Origin of the sequence: Leucobacter luti (genome assembly GCF_050310065.1) — a bacterium.
Classification (GTDB): domain Bacteria; phylum Actinomycetota; class Actinomycetes; order Actinomycetales; family Microbacteriaceae; genus Leucobacter; species Leucobacter luti_B.
The window spans coordinates 986263-1001772 of the sequence record NZ_CP190007.1; the positions used below are offsets into that span (position 1 = coordinate 986263).

Below are 15510 nucleotides of genomic sequence, written 5' to 3' on the forward strand. Positions count from 1 at the left end.
CCGCGGGGAGGACAGCGCGCCGGGTGGGCCGCTCCACCCGGGGGAGCGCTATTCTGATGGCATGAGTAATCCACGGGCAGGCAAGGTTGCCGAGCGAATTCAGCAGATCATCGCGCGGCGGCTCGAGAAGGGCCTGCGCGATCCCCGGCTCGGGTTCGTGACGATCACGGACGTGCGGGTCACGGGGGATTTGCAGCATGCGAGCGTCTTCTACACGGTCTACGGCGACGAGCAGTCGCAGTCGGACACGGCCGACGCGCTCCGCGCGGCGACCGGCATGCTCCGCAGCGAGGTGGGCAAGCAGCTCGGCACCAGGCTCACGCCGACGCTCGAGTTCATCCACGACGAGCTCCCCGAGACGGCGCAGCACATGAACGAGCTCCTCGCTGAGGCGCAGCGCCGCGACGAGGAATCGGCAAAGCTCGCCGCGAACGCCCGGTATGCGGGGGATGAGGATCCCTACGTGAAGCCCCGCGAGGAAGACGCCGAGTAGGGTCCGGCACGGCCCCCGTTAGGGGAGCGAGGCCGCGTCGTCGCGCAGCACGACGAGCCCGTCCGCGACGAGCGAGTCGAACGCGCGCCTGGCCTGCTCCGGATCCGCGCCGCCCTCGGCGGCCGCGACCGCCCGCGCGACGGGCACGGCGGCGTGCGCTGCCCGCAGCACGGCCATGATCCTGCCGCGCGCCTGCCGGTCGCTGCCCTCGAAGCGCGCCTGCCGCGGTCGCTTCTCGGGGGCGTTCGCCGGATAGCCGGCGCCGCGCCACTCGCAGAGCCCCGCGATGGGGCAGTCGTCGCAGCGCGGCGCGCGCGCCGTGCAGACGGTGGCGCCGAGCTCCATGGCCGCCGCGTTGAAGACGGCGGCGGCGCCCGGATCCGCGGGCAGCAGCGCGGCCATGTCGTCGAGATCCCGTGCCGCGGGCATCCCGGCGGCCGCGCGCCCGTGCACGGCCCGCGCGATAACGCGCCTGGTGTTCGTGTCGACGACGGGGTGCCGCTCCCCGTAGGCGAAGGCCGCGACGGCCCGCGCCGTGTAGGGGCCGATCCCGGTGAGCGCGAGCAGGTCCTCGACGGCGCGCGGCACCTCGCCGCCGTGCCGCGCGGTGATCTCCGCCGCCGCGCGGTGCAGCCAGAGGGCGCGCCGCGGGTAGCCGAGCCGATCCCAGGCGCGCACGGCGTCGCCCGGCTCGGCCGCGGCGAGCGCCGCGGGGGTCGGCCACCGCTCGAGCCACGCGCTCCAGCGTGGGATCACCCGCTCGACCTGGGTCTGCTGCAGCATGAACTCCGAAACCAGCACCGCCCAGGGTGTCGCGGCGGGGTCGCGCCAGGGAAGATCCCTGGCCTCCCGGCCGAACCACTCCGCGAGGGCCCGCGCCATCTCCCGCTGATCCATCAGGCCAGTCTATGGACCCCCGCGGTCGCGGCGGGTGCGGCCGGTCAGGCGGCCCGCCGCTATCCTTGTGGGGTGACGAACGCGCCCGTGCCCCTGCCTCCGCAGGGTGGAATCCTCCTGGTCGACAAAGCGGAAGGCTGGACCAGCCACGACGTGGTCGCGAAGTCGAGGCGGGCGCTCGGCACCCGCAAGGTCGGTCACGCCGGCACCCTCGACCCGATGGCCACCGGCCTGCTCGTGCTCGGCGCGGGCCCGGCCACCCGGCTGCTCACGCACCTCGTCGGGCTCGACAAGACCTACACCACCACGATCCGGCTCGGGACCTCGACCGTGACGGATGACCGCGAGGGAGACCGCGTCGCGGCGGCGGATCCGGCGGCGCTCGCCGCGCTCGCCGCAGACCCCGCGAGGATCGCCGCGGCCGTGCGCGACCTCACGGGCCCCATCGAGCAGGCGCCGAGCGCCGTGAGCGCGATCAAGGTCGACGGGAAGCGCGCCTACGATCGGGTCCGCGCCGGCGAGCAGGTGGAGCTGAAGCGGCGACCGGTCACGATCCACGCCTTCGAGAGTGCCGAGCCGCGCGAGGCGAGGGAGGCCGACGGCGCGCCCGCGCTCGATATCGACGCCACGATCCGCTGCTCGACGGGCACTTACGTGCGCGCGCTGGCGCGGGATCTCGGGGCAGCGCTCGGCGTCGGCGGGCACCTGACCGCGCTCCGCCGCACCGAGGTCGGCCCGTTTGCGGTCGGCGACGCGACCCCGCTCGCTGAGCTTGTGGACGGTGGGCCGGGCGAGCTCCTGACCCCGGCATCGGTCGCCACCGCGCTCTTTCCCGCGGTCGAGCTGAGCGCGCAGCAGACGGTCGATCTCGGCCACGGCAAGCGCCTCGAGTTCGATCAGGATCTCGTGCCGGATGCCCCGCTCGTCGCGGCGATCGCGCCTGACGGCATGCTCATCGGCCTCATCGAGGTGCGGCGGGGCCGGAGCCGCGTCGTCACGAACTTCCCGACCCCCGACGGAGGCGCAGCATGATCACCTGGTTCGCGTTCGGCCTCATCGCGATCGCGCTCGCGGCTGCCGTGCTGTGTCTCGTGTGGGCGCTCCGAAAGCGCGGGCCGGACGACTTCACGATGGGCGCGACGCTCCTGGTCGGCCTCCTGCTCGTGGCGCAGATCGTGATTGCGATCGTGCAGCCGCTGGCCGGTAACCCGGCGACGGGGGATCCACTGGAGTTCTGGATGTATCTCATCGTCGCAACCCTGCTGCCATTCGGCGCGGGTTTCTGGGCGCTCGTGGATCGAACCCGATGGGCGAACTTGGTACTTGCTGTGGTGCACCTTTCCGCCGCAGTGATGACGTACCGCATGCTCGTCATCTGGGGCTGAGCATCGCGATTCCGACACGCCAGCGTGTCTTAGACCCTCAAGCGCCACTTGAGGGTTTAGACTTCCCGGCTTGACTTGAACGAATCACAACGGTGTAATTGTGAGGTATCGCCGCCACAAGCGGCACGAGGAGTACGAGGAAGGAGCGCGGACGTGAATGATTCGACGCAGACTCCGGTACCCGGTAACTGGTTCGTCGATCCCGTATTCCTCGGAGTTCCGGGCGTTCGCCAGGAAAATGAGGCGCTCTCGTGGCAGGCCGACGCGCTCTGCGCGCAGACCGACCCCGAGGCCTTCTTTCCGGAGAAGGGCGGCTCGACCCGCGAGGCCAAGCGCATCTGCGAGGGCTGTGAGGTCCGGTCGGAGTGCCTCGATTACGCGCTCGAGAACGACGAGCGGTTCGGCATCTGGGGCGGGCTCTCCGAGCGTGAGCGCCGCAAGCTGCGCCGCGAGGCGATGTAGCCGTTCGCAAGTCCGCGCCTCGCCGCACGGCTGCGGTCTGAGCGCAGCTTCCGACCCTAGACTGAGCGCCATATGCGCACGAGAATAACAGCCATTCTGGTCGCCGAGCGCGGCGGCGAATGGCTCGACCAGACGATCGCGGGGATCGCGGCGCAGTCGCTCGCACCCTCCGCGATCATTGCCGTGAACAACGGCGGCCCAGACGGCGTCGGCGACCAGCTCCTCGAGAGCGGGGCCGAGCGCATCGTCGGCCTGCAGACGCGCGTGCCCTTCGGCCGCGCCGTCGACCAGGCCCTGCAGGCGATTCCAGCGCCCGAGGAGCCTGCCGAGGACTGGATCTGGCTGCTCAGCGAGGACTCGTGCCCCGAGCCCCAGGCGCTCGAGCGCATCGTCGGCACGGTGCGCCGCGCGCCCTCGGTCGCCGTGGCCGGCCCGAAGCTCGTCGACTGGGATCATCCCGAGCGGATCATTGAGCTCGGCCAGAGCCTCACGCGCTACGGGGCACGCTGGGCGCTCCGCCGGCAGGAACTGGATCAGCAGCAGTACGACCACATGCAGGACGTGCTGGGCGTCGGCCCCGTCGGCATGCTCGTGCGCCGCGACGTGTGGGAGCAGCTCGGCGGGTTTGACCCCGCGCTGCCCGTCTACGACGACGGACTCGACTTCTGCGTGCGCGCCCGCCTCGCGGGGCACCGGGTCGAGGTCGCGCCGCAGTCGCGGGTGCGCTTCGCGCAGAGCGGCGTCGCGGGTCCGCGGATCGACCGCAGGCGCTCTGTGTTGCGTACGGCGCACCGCCAGGCGCGCACCGCGCACCTGCACCGGCGGATCTCCTACGCGCCCGCACTGATCGCGTTCTTCGAGTGGCTCGGGCTTCCCCTCTACGCCGTTGGCCGGGTGCTCTGGGCCCTCATTCGTGAGCAGCCGGGCAACATGCTCGGCGAGTTCGTTTCGGCGTTCACCGTGTTCTTCCGGCCGCACGCGATTCTCGCCTCTCGTCGCCGGATCAGGCGCAACTCGACCGCCGGGTGGGCTGCGATCCGGCCGCTCCGGATCGATCCAAAGACCGTGCGGACCGCCCGGATGATCGACCGCGAGGCGATCCTCGCCTCCACCGGCCAGCAGCGCGCGGAACTGCACTTCATCTCGACGGGCGGCCTCGCCGTGCTCGTCGGCACGGTGGTCGCCGCGATCGCGTTCACGTGGTGGGCGCTCCCGCAGACCAGCCTCGCGGGCGGCGGCCTCGCGCCGCTCAGCCCGATCGGCGAGCTGTGGTGGAACACGCGCAGCCTCGACGGCGTGCCCGCCGACCCCTTCGCCTGGGTGCTCGCGCTCCTCGGTACGCTCACGTTCTGGAACCCGTCGCACGCGGTCGTCCTCTTCATGGTGCTGTCGATCCCGCTCGCCGCGCTCGGCGGCTGGATCTGGGCGGCGCAGCTCACCGACTCGCGGGCCGGCCGCGCGCTCACGGGCGTGGGCTTCGCGCTCAGCCCGGTGCTCCTCGGCTCGCTCGACAGCGGGCGGCTGCCGACGCTCGTGCTCGCGGTCGTGCTGCCGTGGCTCCTGCTCGCCGCCTCCCGCTGCCGCGAGTCCTGGAGCTGGGCGGGAACCGCCTCGATCCTCGCGGCGATCGCGCTCGCCGCGGCGCCCATTCTGCTTCCCGCGGCGGTGATCCTCCTCGTGGTCGGCCTGTTCACCACGCTGCGTGGATCGGCCAGGGTGCTCACCACCGGGCTCGTCACGGTCGTGCTCTTCGCGCCCAAGATCGTCACCAGCTTCGCGGCTGGGCGTCCCCTGGAGATCCTGATGGATCCGGGTGTCGTGACGCCGTACGCGCCGGGCAACGCCTGGCATATGCTGCTGGGCTTCCCCGAGTTCGGGCTCGAGGGCTGGGCCGGGATCCTTGACGGAATCGGACTCGGCGGTCCCCCCGCGACCCTCCTCGTCGGGATCCTGATGCTTCCGATCGCGCTGCTCGCGCTGCTCGGGCTCTTCACCGGCCGCGTCGGCAGGACCCTGCTCTTGTCGCTCATCGGCGGCCTGGGCATGGCGAGCGCTGTCGGTGCCGCCCAGCTCCAGCTCACCGCAATCGGCGATCAGAGCGTCGCGCTGTGGACGGGCTCTGGCCTCGCGGTGTATTGGATCGCGGTCCTCGGGCTCGCTGCCACCGGCGCCGGCGCGCTGCGGCGCGGTGCGGCTCCCGTCGTCGCCGTTGCGCTCATCACGGCGATCGTCGCGATCGCGCCGCTGGGCGCGCGGCTCGTGCTCGGGCAGGTGCCGTTCCAGTCGGGGAAGACGCAGATGCCGGCGCTCGTGCGCGCCGCCGGCGAGTCAGACCCCGGCGTGCGGACCCTCGTGGTGACCGCAGAGCAGGCGCACAGCGTGCGCGCCACGCTCGTCACGGGCACCGGACTGCGCCTCGACCAGCTGCGCACCTCGCTCGACTCGCCCGTCGCGACGGGCGACGACGAGGCGCTCGCGCAGCTCGTCGGCGGCCTCGCGAGCACCGGTGGCGAGGACGTTGCCGAGAAGCTCAGCGCAGAGCGCATCGGATTCGTGCTGCTTCCGGCCGGTGGGGACGACCGCGAGCGCGCGGATCTCCAGCGGCTGTTCGACCAGCACGTCGCGCTCGTCGCGACGGGCCAGACCGACCAGGGCCTGCTCTGGCGGGTCGCTGAGCCGCAGGGCAACAAGGAGACCCCCGGCGACGCGAACCGCGAGGTCGACGGCATCTCCCTCACGGGCAGCACGATCTGGATCATCCAGCTCGCGGTGCTCCTCGGGGTCCTGCTGCTCGCGCTGCCGACCGGCGAGGTCACCTACCGGCCCGAGCGGCGCAAGCGCCCCTCACGTCGCAGGAAGGCGGCGCCGCGCTCGACCGTCGTCGCCCCGATCGCCGTCGACGGTCACGCGGCGAGCGAGCTCGAGCCCGCACCGGGCCCGGATCCTGATCCAGAGCCGAAACCGGCACCGGATCCTGATCCGGAACCGGATCCCGCCCCCGAGCAGCCGACTGACGCTGCTCCCACGGAGGACACGACCACCGAGCGCGAGGGAGGCGAGCGATGAGCGAACGAAACCGCATGCTGACGGGCGGTGCCCGTGCGCTCACCGGCCTCGTCGTGATCGCGGCGGCCGCTGCCGGCGTCGTGGCGCTCGCCACGGTCGACGTTCCCGCGGTCAAGACCCGGCCGACGGCGATCACCGTCGACACGACGCAGGACACGGCACGCACCCTCGTCTGCGCGGGATCGTTCGCGGAGCTCGGCCTCGATCCGGATCGGCCGTCCGTCGCGATCCCCGTCGGCTCGCCCTCGCTCACGATCGCCGGGGAGCCGTCCGAAAGCGGCGTGCTCGCGAGGATGGGGATCGGCGACGGGGCAGCCTCCGTGCACCGCGCTCCGGCGCAGCAGACCCTGGGCGTTGCGCAGGCGCAGCGCGTCGAGACGACCGACCTCAAGGGGCTCGCGGCGAGTTCCTGCGCCGAACCGCTGAACGAGCAGTGGCTGCTCGGAGGCGCGACCGCGGTCGGCACCTCGACAACGCTGTCGCTCGGCAACCCGGGCTCGGTCGCCGCCACGGTGCAGATCTCCCTGTTTGACGAGAAGGGCCCGATCGAAGCCGTCCAGTCCGCGGGCGTGATCGTACCGCCTGGCGCAGAGCAGATTGTGTCGGTGAATGGCTACGCCACCGAGCGGGGCCGCCTCGGCGTGCGCGTCGTGAGCACGGGCGCCCCCGTCACGGCATCGCTCGGCGTGGCGCAGGTGGAGGGTATCAACCCGTTCGCGGTGAGCTCGGTCACGCGACAGGCGGAGCCGAAGACCCAGCTCCTCATCCCCGGTGTCACGAACGAGAGCGACCGCGAGGCCGGTCCGAGCGACGCGGGCGAGGGTGACCAGTACCCCGTGACCGTTCGCGCGCTCGCGCCGGGCGGCGAGATCGGTGTCGCCACCGTGCGTGCGCTTGACGCGGAGGGCCGCAGCACCGACCTCGGCCAGATCGACCTGCTCGCCGGTGCTGTCGGGGAACTCCTCGTGCAGAAGTGGCCGAAGGGCGCGAGCACGGTGGTGATCGAGTCTGACGCGCCGATCATCGGCGGCGTGCTCGGCTCGGTGCAGCAGGGCAAGCACCACGATAACCAGTGGTTCTCGCCGGCGCCCGAGATCCTTCCGGGAGCGGCGACCGCGGTCCCGCTCGTGGCCGGCGGCAAGCTCGTCGTCGCGAACCCGGGCGAGGCGAGCGCGGTCATCACGGTCGCCGATCAGGACGACGATAAGGACCCGAAGAAGGTCACGGTCGGCCCGGGCTCCTCGGTCGTGGTCTCCGCGCCGGCGCGCGCCCTGCTGAAGAGCGACCAGCCCGTGTACGCGGGCGTTCGGGTGCTCGACGACGGTGGGCTCGCCGGATACCCGGTGCTGCCGGCAGACCCGCGCGACGGCGAGCTGACGGTCCACACCCGCTAGCCTGCCGGGCCGGAGCGACAGTGCGCCGGCCCGCGTAGACTGGGCGCATGTTCGGTCGTCAACGCGCCTCGAGGCGCGCCCCCGAGCGGGTCGCACGCAGGCACGCGCGGCGCCCGATCCGCTCCTCGCTCGCTGGGCCGACGCTGCCCGATCCCCACAGCAGGATCGCGCGCTTCGAAGCGGACGCGCGCGGCGCCGTAGAGGTGCTGCAGGCGGAGTTCCCCGAGGAGCTGAAGGGTGTGCGGATCGGCTTCCAGACCGCGCCAACGGGGCGCGGGCAGTCTTCCCTCCCGCTGCTCTACACGATCGACCGGAGGGCCCGCTCGATCCAGCTCTTCAGGATGCCGATCCAGCGTGCCCGCGGGCTGCACGTGAACGACGACGAGCACCGCCGCTACTTCGTCGAGCACTGCGTGTATCTCGCCGTGTGCGAGTATCTCGGGCGCGAGCCGTGGGAGCTGCTCCCTGGCCGCTTCGACCACTTCTGATTCCGCTGCCGCGCGGAACGACGAGGGGCCCGGACGGATCACTCCGCCCGGGCCCCTCGCGCGACTGGCTTAGGCCTCGGCCTTCTCCAGGTCGTGCGCGTTGAGCAGGCGGAACACGAGTGCCGCGATGGCCGCGCCGACGAGCGGGGCGACGACGTAGAGCCACATGTTGGCCCAGTCGAACTGGCCGCTCACGCCCAGGCCGATCGCGACGGCGGGGTTGAAGCCGCCGCCCGAGATGCCGCCGACGGTGGTCGCGCCGACGAACACGGTCGCGCCGATCGCGAGGCCGTAGAACGAGTTGTTCGGGTGATCCTTCGAGGTCGCGACGTTCAGCACGACGAAGACGAGGACGAAGGTGAAGAAGGCCTCGACGATGAACGCGGGCCCGGTCTCGATCTTCGCGGGGGCGTCAGCCGGCCCGAACACGGAGAAGCTCGCGAGGGCGCCGAGCACGCCGCCGACGATCTGCGCGATGACGTACGCGATGAAGTCGCCGGGCGTCATCGCGCCGCGGATGAGGGCGCCGAGCGAGACGGCGGGGTTCAGGTGGCCGCCCGAGATGTGGCCGGTCGCATAGACGAGCACCATGAGCATGAACCCGATGGCGAACGCCGCGTTCACCTCGGAGTTGACGGCGGCGATAATGCCGAACACAAACAGGAATGTGGCGATGAGTTCTGTCACCGCATTGCGGACGGTACCAGTCATGTCAGTCCTCTTTCTAGGATCATTGGGGAATTTCTCAGCTGCGGCCATTATGGCAAAGGCGTGAGGTGAGTTCACGGAGGCGCGACACGCCAAGTTCTCCGTCGTTGCGGCCATAATGGGACACATGAGCGCGAGCATCCTGGTAGTTGACGACGACAGGGCCCTGGCTGAGATGTTGGGAATGGTGCTCCAGGGCGAGGGCTTCGCCACGGAGACCTCCGCAGACGGCGCAGAGGCACTGGAGAAGTTTCGCGAGTTCCGGCCGGATCTCGTGCTGCTCGACGTCATGCTCCCCGGCCTCGACGGCATCGAGGTGTGCGAGCGGATCCGCGCGGAGTCCGGCGTCCCGATCATCATGCTGACGGCGCGCACCGACACGCGTGACGTGGTTCGCGGCCTCGAGGCCGGCGCCGACGACTACGTGGTGAAGCCGTTCAACCCCGCTGAGCTCATCGCCCGTGTGCGGGCCCGGTTGCGCGAGCCGCAGCAGGAGGTGAGCGAGACGCTCCGGATCGGCGACCTCACGATCGACGTCGCCGCGCACGAGGTGCGCCGGGGCACGCAGGCGATCGGGCTCACGCCGCTCGAGTTCGACCTCCTGGCCCTTCTCGCCAGGAAGCCCCAGCAGGTGTTCACGCGCGAGGTGCTGCTCGAGAAGGTTTGGGGCTACCAGTACAAGGCCGACACCCGCCTCGTCAACGTCCACGTCCAGCGCCTGCGGGCGAAGATCGAGAAGGATCCCGACCATCCGACGATCGTGACGACGGTCCGGGGCGTCGGCTATCGGGCCGGCGCGCCGGTCGAGTAGGGGATGTCTCCCACACGGGGTCGATCGCGCCTCATCACGACGCTGCGTCGACTCCGCCTGCGCTGGCTGCGCCTGACGCAGCCGGTGCTCGGCCCGTTCCGCGCCCGCTGGCGGCGCTCGCTCATGGTGCGCACCATGACGATCACGGGCCTTGTGACCGGCTTCATCGTGCTCGTCGCCGGGGTCTTCATCCTGACGAGCATCGGCGATGACCTGTATTCCTCTCGCAAGGATCAGGCCCTGCTGGACTCGGCGCGCGCGACGAACGCCGCCCAGCGGCAGATCGATGCGAGCGACGTCACGAATCGCGGCGGTCTCTCCTCGCTCGCGGCCTCCGTACGACGGACGGTGCAGGACACCTCGTCGAGCCAGCTCGTGTACCTCAGGCGGCAGCCGGGCCAGGCGCCCTTCTCGGAGGCGCCGGAGTCGACGACGACGAACCCGATGCTCGCGGACGCCGTGAGCACCGAGCTCTCAGACGCCGTCGCGGCGGCCGAGAACCCCCAGCACTGGCAGGCCGTCTCCTTCACCTCCGAGGACGGCACTCCGTCGCCCGGGATCATCGTCGCCTCCCGCCTCACCTTCCCGACCGACGCTGGCACCTACGACCTCTTCATCGGCTACGACCTCGCAGACACGCAGGACTCGCTGTCGTTCGTGCAGCGCACCCTGCTCATCACGGCGGCGGCCATGATGGCGTTCATCGGGATCCTCGTCTGGATTATGTCCCGGATCGCGTTCCACCCGATCCGTGCCGCGGCCGACACGAGCCGCAGGATCGCGGCAGGACAGGCGGAGGCCCGCATGCCGCGCATGAACGATGAACACTTCGACGTGCTCTCCGATGGCTTCAACGACATGGCCGACACGCTGCAGGCCCGGATCGACGAGCTGGACCAGCTCTCGGAGATGCAGCAGCGATTCGTATCCGACGTCTCGCACGAGCTCCGCACCCCACTCACCACGATCCGGCTCGCGAGCGAGGTGCTGCAGGCGTCGCCGACGGGACTCGACCCTGGCAAGCAGCGCGCGGTCGAGGTGCTCGGGGCGCAGGTGGAGCGATTCGAGTCGCTGCTCACCGATCTGCTCGAGATTTCCCGTTATGACGCCGGGCGGGTCACGCTCGAGACCGAGCCGACGAACCTCGTGAGTCTGGCGAACGAGGTGGTCGCGAGTCTCCAGCCGCTCTCGAAGGGGCTCATCGAGGTGCGCGCCCTCGGAGGTTACGTTCCCGTCGACGTCGATGCGCGCCGGATCAGGCGGATCGTCTCGAATCTGGTGGGCAACGCGATCGAGCACGGGGAGGGGCAGGCCATTGTCGTCACGATCGACTCGAACGCCGCCGCCATAGCACTGTCCGTGCGCGACTGGGGTGTCGGCATGGAGGAGGAGAACGTCGAGCACGTGTTCGACCGCTTCTGGCGCGCGGACCCCTCGCGCAAGCGCACGCTCGGCGGCACGGGCCTCGGGCTCGCCATCGCCCAGGAGGACGCGGCGGTGCACGGCGGCATCCTGGAGGCGTGGTCACGACCGGGGGAGGGATCCAACTTCCGCCTCACGCTGCCGCGCGGAGACGGCGTGACGAGCTACATGTCCCCGCTCCCGCTCGTGCCGGAGGGCGTCACCACCGAGGGTGACCCGAAGGCGACGGGCGGCTGGCTGCGCAGGCCCGGGCGCCGGATCCGGAAGGAGGGCCGCAAATGAGGCTTCGCAGGCTCAGCACGGCGCTCGCCGCCGCCGCCCTCGTTCTGCTCGCCGGGTGCACCACGATCCCGAGCTCAGGCGACGTGCAGGTCGGGCTCACGGATCTCGAACAGTCGGAGCAGACCTACCAGTTCAACCCGAACGGTCCAACCGCAGGCGCGAGCCAGGAGGACCTGGTGCGGGCGTTCCTGCGCGCGGGGAGTTCGAGCGCGGAGGACTACTCGGTCGCCCGTGAGTTCCTGACGCCCGACTACGCGAAGCAGTGGGATCCGCGTGCTGGAGTGCTCGTGTACGAGGGCGCCCGCCCGTACACGGCGAGCGGTGACGGGCTCGGGGTGCTCGAAATCGACGCGACGGCGAAGGTGTCCGCCGACGGCACGATGCTCCCGGTGGAGCCGGGGCCGAAGATCCAGCTCCGCTTCGAGTTCGAGCGCATCGACAACGAGTGGCGGATCGCGTCGGCGCCGAGCGGGATCGTGCTCGACTCCTCGACGTTCTCGACGATCTGGTCGCCCTTCCAGCTCTACTTCATCGGCCCCGACTCCACGCTCGTGCCCGAAACGAGATGGTTCCTGAAGCGCACGGCGCTCGCAACGGAGATCGTTGGCGCGCTGATCGCCGGGCCGAGCGAGCTGCTGCGCGACTCCGTGCACACCGCGTTCCCCTCGGGCACGACGCTCGTCGGAAGCTCGGTGCCGATCGTCGACGGGCGCGCCCAGATCGACCTGTCCAACGAGATGCTGAACGCTGGCCCTCAGGACATCGAGCAGGTGCGCCAGCAGCTCAAGAACAGCCTCCAGTACATCGATGAGGTCCGGGGGTTCGATCTCCTCGCTTCGGGCACGCCGATCAGGGAGGGCTCCAGCGCGTCGCCCGAGGTGAGGGTGCCGGGCGAGGCGACGAACCCGGCCGTGATCTCCGGCGGCAGATTCGGGACGGTCGTCTCAGGGGAGTTCCGTGAGATGGAGGGGTTCGCGCAGGGGATCGCCGCGCTACACCCGACCGCGGTCACCCTCGCGCCCGACGAGCACGCCGCGGCCGTGCAGAATGCCTCCGGGATCAGCCTCACTGACGCCAACGGGACCGCGCTGCTCGACGCGCGCCCGGGGCTCGTCGCGCCGAGCTTCGACATCTTCGGCTACGTCTGGACCGCGCAGACCGACGCGCCCCAGGTGCTCGCGGCCTACGCCCCGGACGGGACGGCCATCGCCGTCGCCGCGCCGTGGTTGAAGGGACGCAGCGTCATCGGGATCCGCGTCTCGCCGGAGGGGAGCCGGATCGCCGCTCTGGTCGCCGAGGACGGCAGGAGCGCCGTCTACCTCGCGGGCATCGTCCGCGACGACGCCGGGGTGCCGCTGCGCACGAGCCCGGAGGCGAACGTCGTCATGTGGGCGGACGGGCACCCCATCGACTTCGACTGGATCGGCACGCTCCGGATCGGAACGCTCACGAAGGCCGACTCGGTGGCCGCCATCACGGCGGGCGGACCCGGCTACTTCGCCGTGGAGCAGGGCTCGGTGCCGGGCGGGCTCAGCCTCTCGGGCGGAGGCGTGCGCGCGCAGCTGCGCGTGCTCGGCGAGAACGGCGGGCTGTTCTCCCAGCTCACGAGCGCATGGCAGCGGAGCAAGGGGGACATCCAACTGCTCGCGAAGCGCGGATAGGGAGGCTCGTCCACAGGCCGCGAAGATGTGCCGGGTGAGCCGAGATATCCACAGATCGCCCCGGCGCCAGCACGGCGACGGCACTGGGCTGGCACGCTGCAACCATGCCACTCGTCACGAGCATCCGCGAATTCTGGCTCGATCTCTGCGCGCTGGTTTGGCCGACGCAGTGCGTGAGCTGCGGGCTGCCGGATCGCGACTGCTGCATGCCGTGCCGAGTCGAACTGCGCTCCCACGCCGCTGCGCCACGCGGCGAGATCGGAGGGGTGCCCGTGGTCGCGTGCGGCGACTATGACGGGCCGCTGCGCGCCGTGCTCGTCGCCTTCAAACACGGGGGACGAACGGGGTTCGCCGGCGAGCTTTCCGCGCTCCTGGGCGACTCCCTCGCGGGAGCGATCGCCGCGGCCGACCCGGCCGGCATTGCCCGAGATCCGCCCATCGTCGTGTCGGCGCCTTCGCGCCCGGCTCGCGTGCGCGAGCGGGGGTTTCACCACATCGAGGTGCTCATCTCGCGCGCGATGCGGGAGCGCCGGATCGCCGCACTCAGAGTCGACGCGCTGAGGGCCGTGCGCGGGCGGCGCTCGCAGCAGGGCCTCGGGGGCGCCGAACGGGTCAGCAACGCCGGGCTCGTGGAAACCCGGCGAACTCGCAGGAATGTGCTCGCGGGTCGGCGCGTGATTCTGGTCGACGACGTCGTCACCACCGGGGCGACGGTGTCCGCGGCCCAGGCCGCGCTGCGGGCCGCGGGTGCACAGGTTGTCGGCATCGCGGCGCTCTGTGTGGTGCAGCGGCAGAGTTCTCGTCTGACCGGCACGAGAGAGTGGAAACCGCTTCCGCGTGTGGAGTAGAGTGCCGGAAAGGCGTGACGGTGCGCCACACTGGCCCACCCGCCTGAGTCACCACCTGGGAGGTCACCATGGATGTGAACATCCGCGGCAAGAACGTCGGGATCACCGATCGGTTCGAGAGCTATGTCGAATCGAAGACGGAAAAGGTGGCGGGGCTGCTTCCGAGGGCCCAGTCCTTCGAGGTCAGGGTCGCTCGGCAGAGCGACCGCAGCCCGAAGAACGGCGATCTCGTCGAGATCACGATCATCGGCCCGGGGCCCGTGATTCGCGCGGAGTCCGCGGGTGGAGACAAGTACACGGCATTCGACATCGCGTACGGCCGGGTGCTCGAGCGCATCAGGCGAATGAAGGACCGGCGCAAGGATCGCCGCGGCCGCGGGCGCGTGTCGCTCGGAGACGCTGCAGCGAACGATTTCGACTCGGTCGACATCACGCCCGCCCCGCTCGAGGTGCTCGAATCGGTGGCGACGGGGAGCGTCCCGGTCATGGGTGAGGACGCTGAGGAGCAGTACTCGCCCGTCGTCATCCGCTCGAAGGAGTTCCCGGCCGAGCGGTTCTCGGTGGAGGACGCGGTCGACCAGATGGAACTCGTCGGCCATGACTTCTTCCTGTTCGTCGAAGCGGGATCCGACCGACCGAGCGTCGTCTACCGGCGCAAGGGCTGGAATTACGGCGTGATCTCGCTGGCCGAGAGCTAGGAACGCTGAGTGGGCGGGTCCTTCGGGGCCCGCCCTTGGTGTGCAGGCGCGCCGCCACGGCCCAGCCGCAGTTCGACGCCCCAGCGGATCACGTTGGCGAGCGCCTCGAGCACGATCCCGAGCGACATCTTCGAGTGGCCGCCGGCGCGCTCGACGAAGCGGATGGGCACCTCGGCGACGGGGCAGCCGAGCCGCTCGAGCTGCCAGGCGGTCTCCACCTGGAACGCGTAGCCGTGCGAGTCGAGGCCGCCGAGGTCGAGTCGCCGCAGCCAGTCCGTGTCGAGCACGCGGAAGCCGCTCGTGAGGTCGCGGAGCGACGAGCGCAGCGCGATCCGTGCGATCGCGGTGCCCGTGCGCGAGATCGCGCGGCGGATCCATGGCCAGTTTTCGATACTGCCGCCCGGGATCCAGCGCGTGCCGATGGCGAGGCCCGCGCCGCCCTCGGCCGCCGCGAGCAGGGTGGGAAGCTCGCGGGCGAGGTGCGAGCCGTCCGAGTCCATCTCGGCGACGAAGCGGTAGCCACCGGCGATCGCGATCCGGAAGCCGTGGACGTATGCGGTGCCGAGCCCGAGCTTGCCGGCGCGGTGGTGCACGGTAAGCCACGGACGGGTGTCCGCGAGGGTGTCCGCGAGGGGGCCCGTGCCGTCAGGGCTGCCGTCGTCGACGACGAGGATGTCGGCCTCGGGGAGCGCTGCATGGATGTCGGCAATGACGCGGGGGAGGGTCGCTCGCTCGTTGTACGTGGGCAGCACCACGAGGATCTTGCGCTCGCGATCCCGCATCGCGCCCCTTTCCGCGTTGGCAGCTACTTGGCTCGTATCCAGGTGGGCCATGGCAAGGCCTTGCTAAGCTGAGGAGTTGTCACAATTTGGCAACGCCGGTGACCCGGCTTGGC

Annotated in this window: 15 protein-coding genes; 12 read left to right on the top strand and 3 right to left on the bottom strand. The window is 70.8% G+C overall.

Going from position 1 to position 15510, the window contains the following annotated elements; translation table 11 throughout:
* The first annotated feature begins 61 nt into the window (after positions 1 to 61).
* Entirely contained in the window at positions 62 to 493 is a 432-nt protein-coding gene (gene rbfA / locus ACOPJ3_RS04515) for a 30S ribosome-binding factor RbfA (RefSeq protein WP_427870643.1), read from the top strand.
* Between the two features lie 18 nt (positions 494 to 511).
* Here the strand turns inward: rbfA and ACOPJ3_RS04520 are convergent, their stop codons facing one another.
* Positions 512 to 1390 (bottom strand): A/G-specific adenine glycosylase, encoded by an 879-nt coding sequence (locus ACOPJ3_RS04520; RefSeq protein ID WP_427870644.1) that lies wholly within the window; start codon positions 1388 to 1390, stop codon positions 512 to 514.
* Between the two features lie 72 nt (positions 1391 to 1462).
* Between ACOPJ3_RS04520 and truB the strand changes: the two genes are divergently transcribed.
* The 6 genes from truB (at position 1463) to ACOPJ3_RS04550 (ending at position 8185) form a co-directional block, all read left to right on the top strand.
* Positions 1463 to 2422, top strand: coding sequence for a tRNA pseudouridine(55) synthase TruB (gene truB, locus ACOPJ3_RS04525; RefSeq protein WP_427870645.1), 960 nt, complete (start codon positions 1463 to 1465; stop codon positions 2420 to 2422).
* Entirely contained in the window at positions 2419 to 2775 is a 357-nt protein-coding gene (locus tag ACOPJ3_RS04530; protein WP_427870646.1) for a hypothetical protein, read from the top strand. Before truB ends, ACOPJ3_RS04530 begins: the two co-directional genes overlap by 4 nt.
* A 153-nt stretch (positions 2776 to 2928) precedes the next feature.
* On the top strand, positions 2929 to 3237 hold the full coding sequence (locus ACOPJ3_RS04535; RefSeq protein ID WP_427870647.1) for a WhiB family transcriptional regulator: 309 nt from the start codon (positions 2929 to 2931) through the stop codon (positions 3235 to 3237).
* Positions 3238 to 3309: 72 nt separating this feature from the next.
* Complete coding sequence (locus ACOPJ3_RS04540; protein ID WP_427870648.1) at positions 3310 to 6303, top strand: glycosyltransferase; 2994 nt, start codon at positions 3310 to 3312, stop codon at positions 6301 to 6303.
* A complete protein-coding gene (locus ACOPJ3_RS04545; protein WP_427870649.1) occupies positions 6300 to 7697 on the top strand; it encodes a DUF5719 family protein in 1398 nt (465 codons plus the stop codon). Before ACOPJ3_RS04540 ends, ACOPJ3_RS04545 begins: the two co-directional genes overlap by 4 nt.
* Before the next feature lie 47 nt (positions 7698 to 7744).
* Positions 7745 to 8185, top strand: a complete 441-nt coding sequence (locus ACOPJ3_RS04550; protein WP_427870650.1) for a hypothetical protein — start codon at positions 7745 to 7747, stop codon at positions 8183 to 8185.
* Between the two features lie 69 nt (positions 8186 to 8254).
* Here ACOPJ3_RS04550 and ACOPJ3_RS04555 read toward each other — a convergent pair whose 3' ends face one another.
* Entirely contained in the window at positions 8255 to 8896 is a 642-nt protein-coding gene (locus tag ACOPJ3_RS04555; RefSeq protein WP_427870651.1) for an MIP/aquaporin family protein, read from the bottom strand.
* Between the two features lie 124 nt (positions 8897 to 9020).
* Between ACOPJ3_RS04555 and mtrA the strand changes: the two genes are divergently transcribed.
* From mtrA to hpf, 5 genes are all read left to right on the top strand, one after another.
* Positions 9021 to 9704 carry an MtrAB system response regulator MtrA gene (gene mtrA, locus ACOPJ3_RS04560; protein WP_427870652.1) on the top strand — a complete coding sequence of 228 codons (684 nt, stop codon included), beginning with the start codon at positions 9021 to 9023 and terminating at the stop codon, positions 9702 to 9704.
* 3 nt (positions 9705 to 9707) lie between these two features.
* A complete protein-coding gene (gene mtrB / locus ACOPJ3_RS04565) occupies positions 9708 to 11408 on the top strand; it encodes an MtrAB system histidine kinase MtrB (protein ID WP_427870653.1) in 1701 nt (566 codons plus the stop codon).
* On the top strand, positions 11405 to 13069 hold the full coding sequence (locus tag ACOPJ3_RS04570; protein WP_427870654.1) for an LpqB family beta-propeller domain-containing protein: 1665 nt from the start codon (positions 11405 to 11407) through the stop codon (positions 13067 to 13069). The genes mtrB and ACOPJ3_RS04570 overlap by 4 nt, the downstream gene beginning before the upstream one ends.
* Before the next feature lie 104 nt (positions 13070 to 13173).
* Complete coding sequence (locus ACOPJ3_RS04575; protein WP_427870655.1) at positions 13174 to 13917, top strand: ComF family protein; 744 nt, start codon at positions 13174 to 13176, stop codon at positions 13915 to 13917.
* 68 nt (positions 13918 to 13985) lie between these two features.
* Positions 13986 to 14615 carry a ribosome hibernation-promoting factor, HPF/YfiA family gene (gene hpf, locus ACOPJ3_RS04580; RefSeq protein ID WP_427870656.1) on the top strand — a complete coding sequence of 210 codons (630 nt, stop codon included), beginning with the start codon at positions 13986 to 13988 and terminating at the stop codon, positions 14613 to 14615.
* Here the strand turns inward: hpf and ACOPJ3_RS04585 are convergent.
* On the bottom strand, positions 14612 to 15397 hold the full coding sequence (locus ACOPJ3_RS04585) for a polyprenol monophosphomannose synthase (RefSeq protein WP_427870657.1): 786 nt from the start codon (positions 15395 to 15397) through the stop codon (positions 14612 to 14614). The two genes, hpf and ACOPJ3_RS04585, sit on opposite strands and share 4 nt — an antisense overlap.
* Positions 15398 to 15510 lie beyond the last annotated feature (113 nt).

What these genes read in the sequence shown, in the direction of transcription:
- mtrA (WP_427870652.1), top strand. Translation starts at nt 9,021, where the DNA reads ATGAGCGCGAGCATCCTGGTAGTTGACGACGACAGGGCCCTGGCTGAG.
- hpf (WP_427870656.1), top strand. Translation starts at nt 13,986, where the DNA reads ATGGATGTGAACATCCGCGGCAAGAACGTCGGGATCACCGATCGGTTC.
- ACOPJ3_RS04585 (WP_427870657.1), bottom strand. Translation starts at nt 15,397, where the DNA reads ATGCGGGATCGCGAGCGCAAGATCCTCGTGGTGCTGCCCACGTACAAC.
- ACOPJ3_RS04570 (WP_427870654.1), top strand. Translation starts at nt 11,405, where the DNA reads ATGAGGCTTCGCAGGCTCAGCACGGCGCTCGCCGCCGCCGCCCTCGTT.
- mtrB (WP_427870653.1), top strand. Translation starts at nt 9,708, where the DNA reads ATGTCTCCCACACGGGGTCGATCGCGCCTCATCACGACGCTGCGTCGA.
- ACOPJ3_RS04540 (WP_427870648.1), top strand. Translation starts at nt 3,310, where the DNA reads ATGCGCACGAGAATAACAGCCATTCTGGTCGCCGAGCGCGGCGGCGAA.
- rbfA (WP_427870643.1), top strand. Translation starts at nt 62, where the DNA reads ATGAGTAATCCACGGGCAGGCAAGGTTGCCGAGCGAATTCAGCAGATC.
- ACOPJ3_RS04575 (WP_427870655.1), top strand. Translation starts at nt 13,174, where the DNA reads ATGCCACTCGTCACGAGCATCCGCGAATTCTGGCTCGATCTCTGCGCG.
- ACOPJ3_RS04530 (WP_427870646.1), top strand. Translation starts at nt 2,419, where the DNA reads ATGATCACCTGGTTCGCGTTCGGCCTCATCGCGATCGCGCTCGCGGCT.
- ACOPJ3_RS04545 (WP_427870649.1), top strand. Translation starts at nt 6,300, where the DNA reads ATGAGCGAACGAAACCGCATGCTGACGGGCGGTGCCCGTGCGCTCACC.
- ACOPJ3_RS04555 (WP_427870651.1), bottom strand. Translation starts at nt 8,896, where the DNA reads ATGACTGGTACCGTCCGCAATGCGGTGACAGAACTCATCGCCACATTC.
- ACOPJ3_RS04550 (WP_427870650.1), top strand. Translation starts at nt 7,745, where the DNA reads ATGTTCGGTCGTCAACGCGCCTCGAGGCGCGCCCCCGAGCGGGTCGCA.
- ACOPJ3_RS04520 (WP_427870644.1), bottom strand. Translation starts at nt 1,390, where the DNA reads ATGGATCAGCGGGAGATGGCGCGGGCCCTCGCGGAGTGGTTCGGCCGG.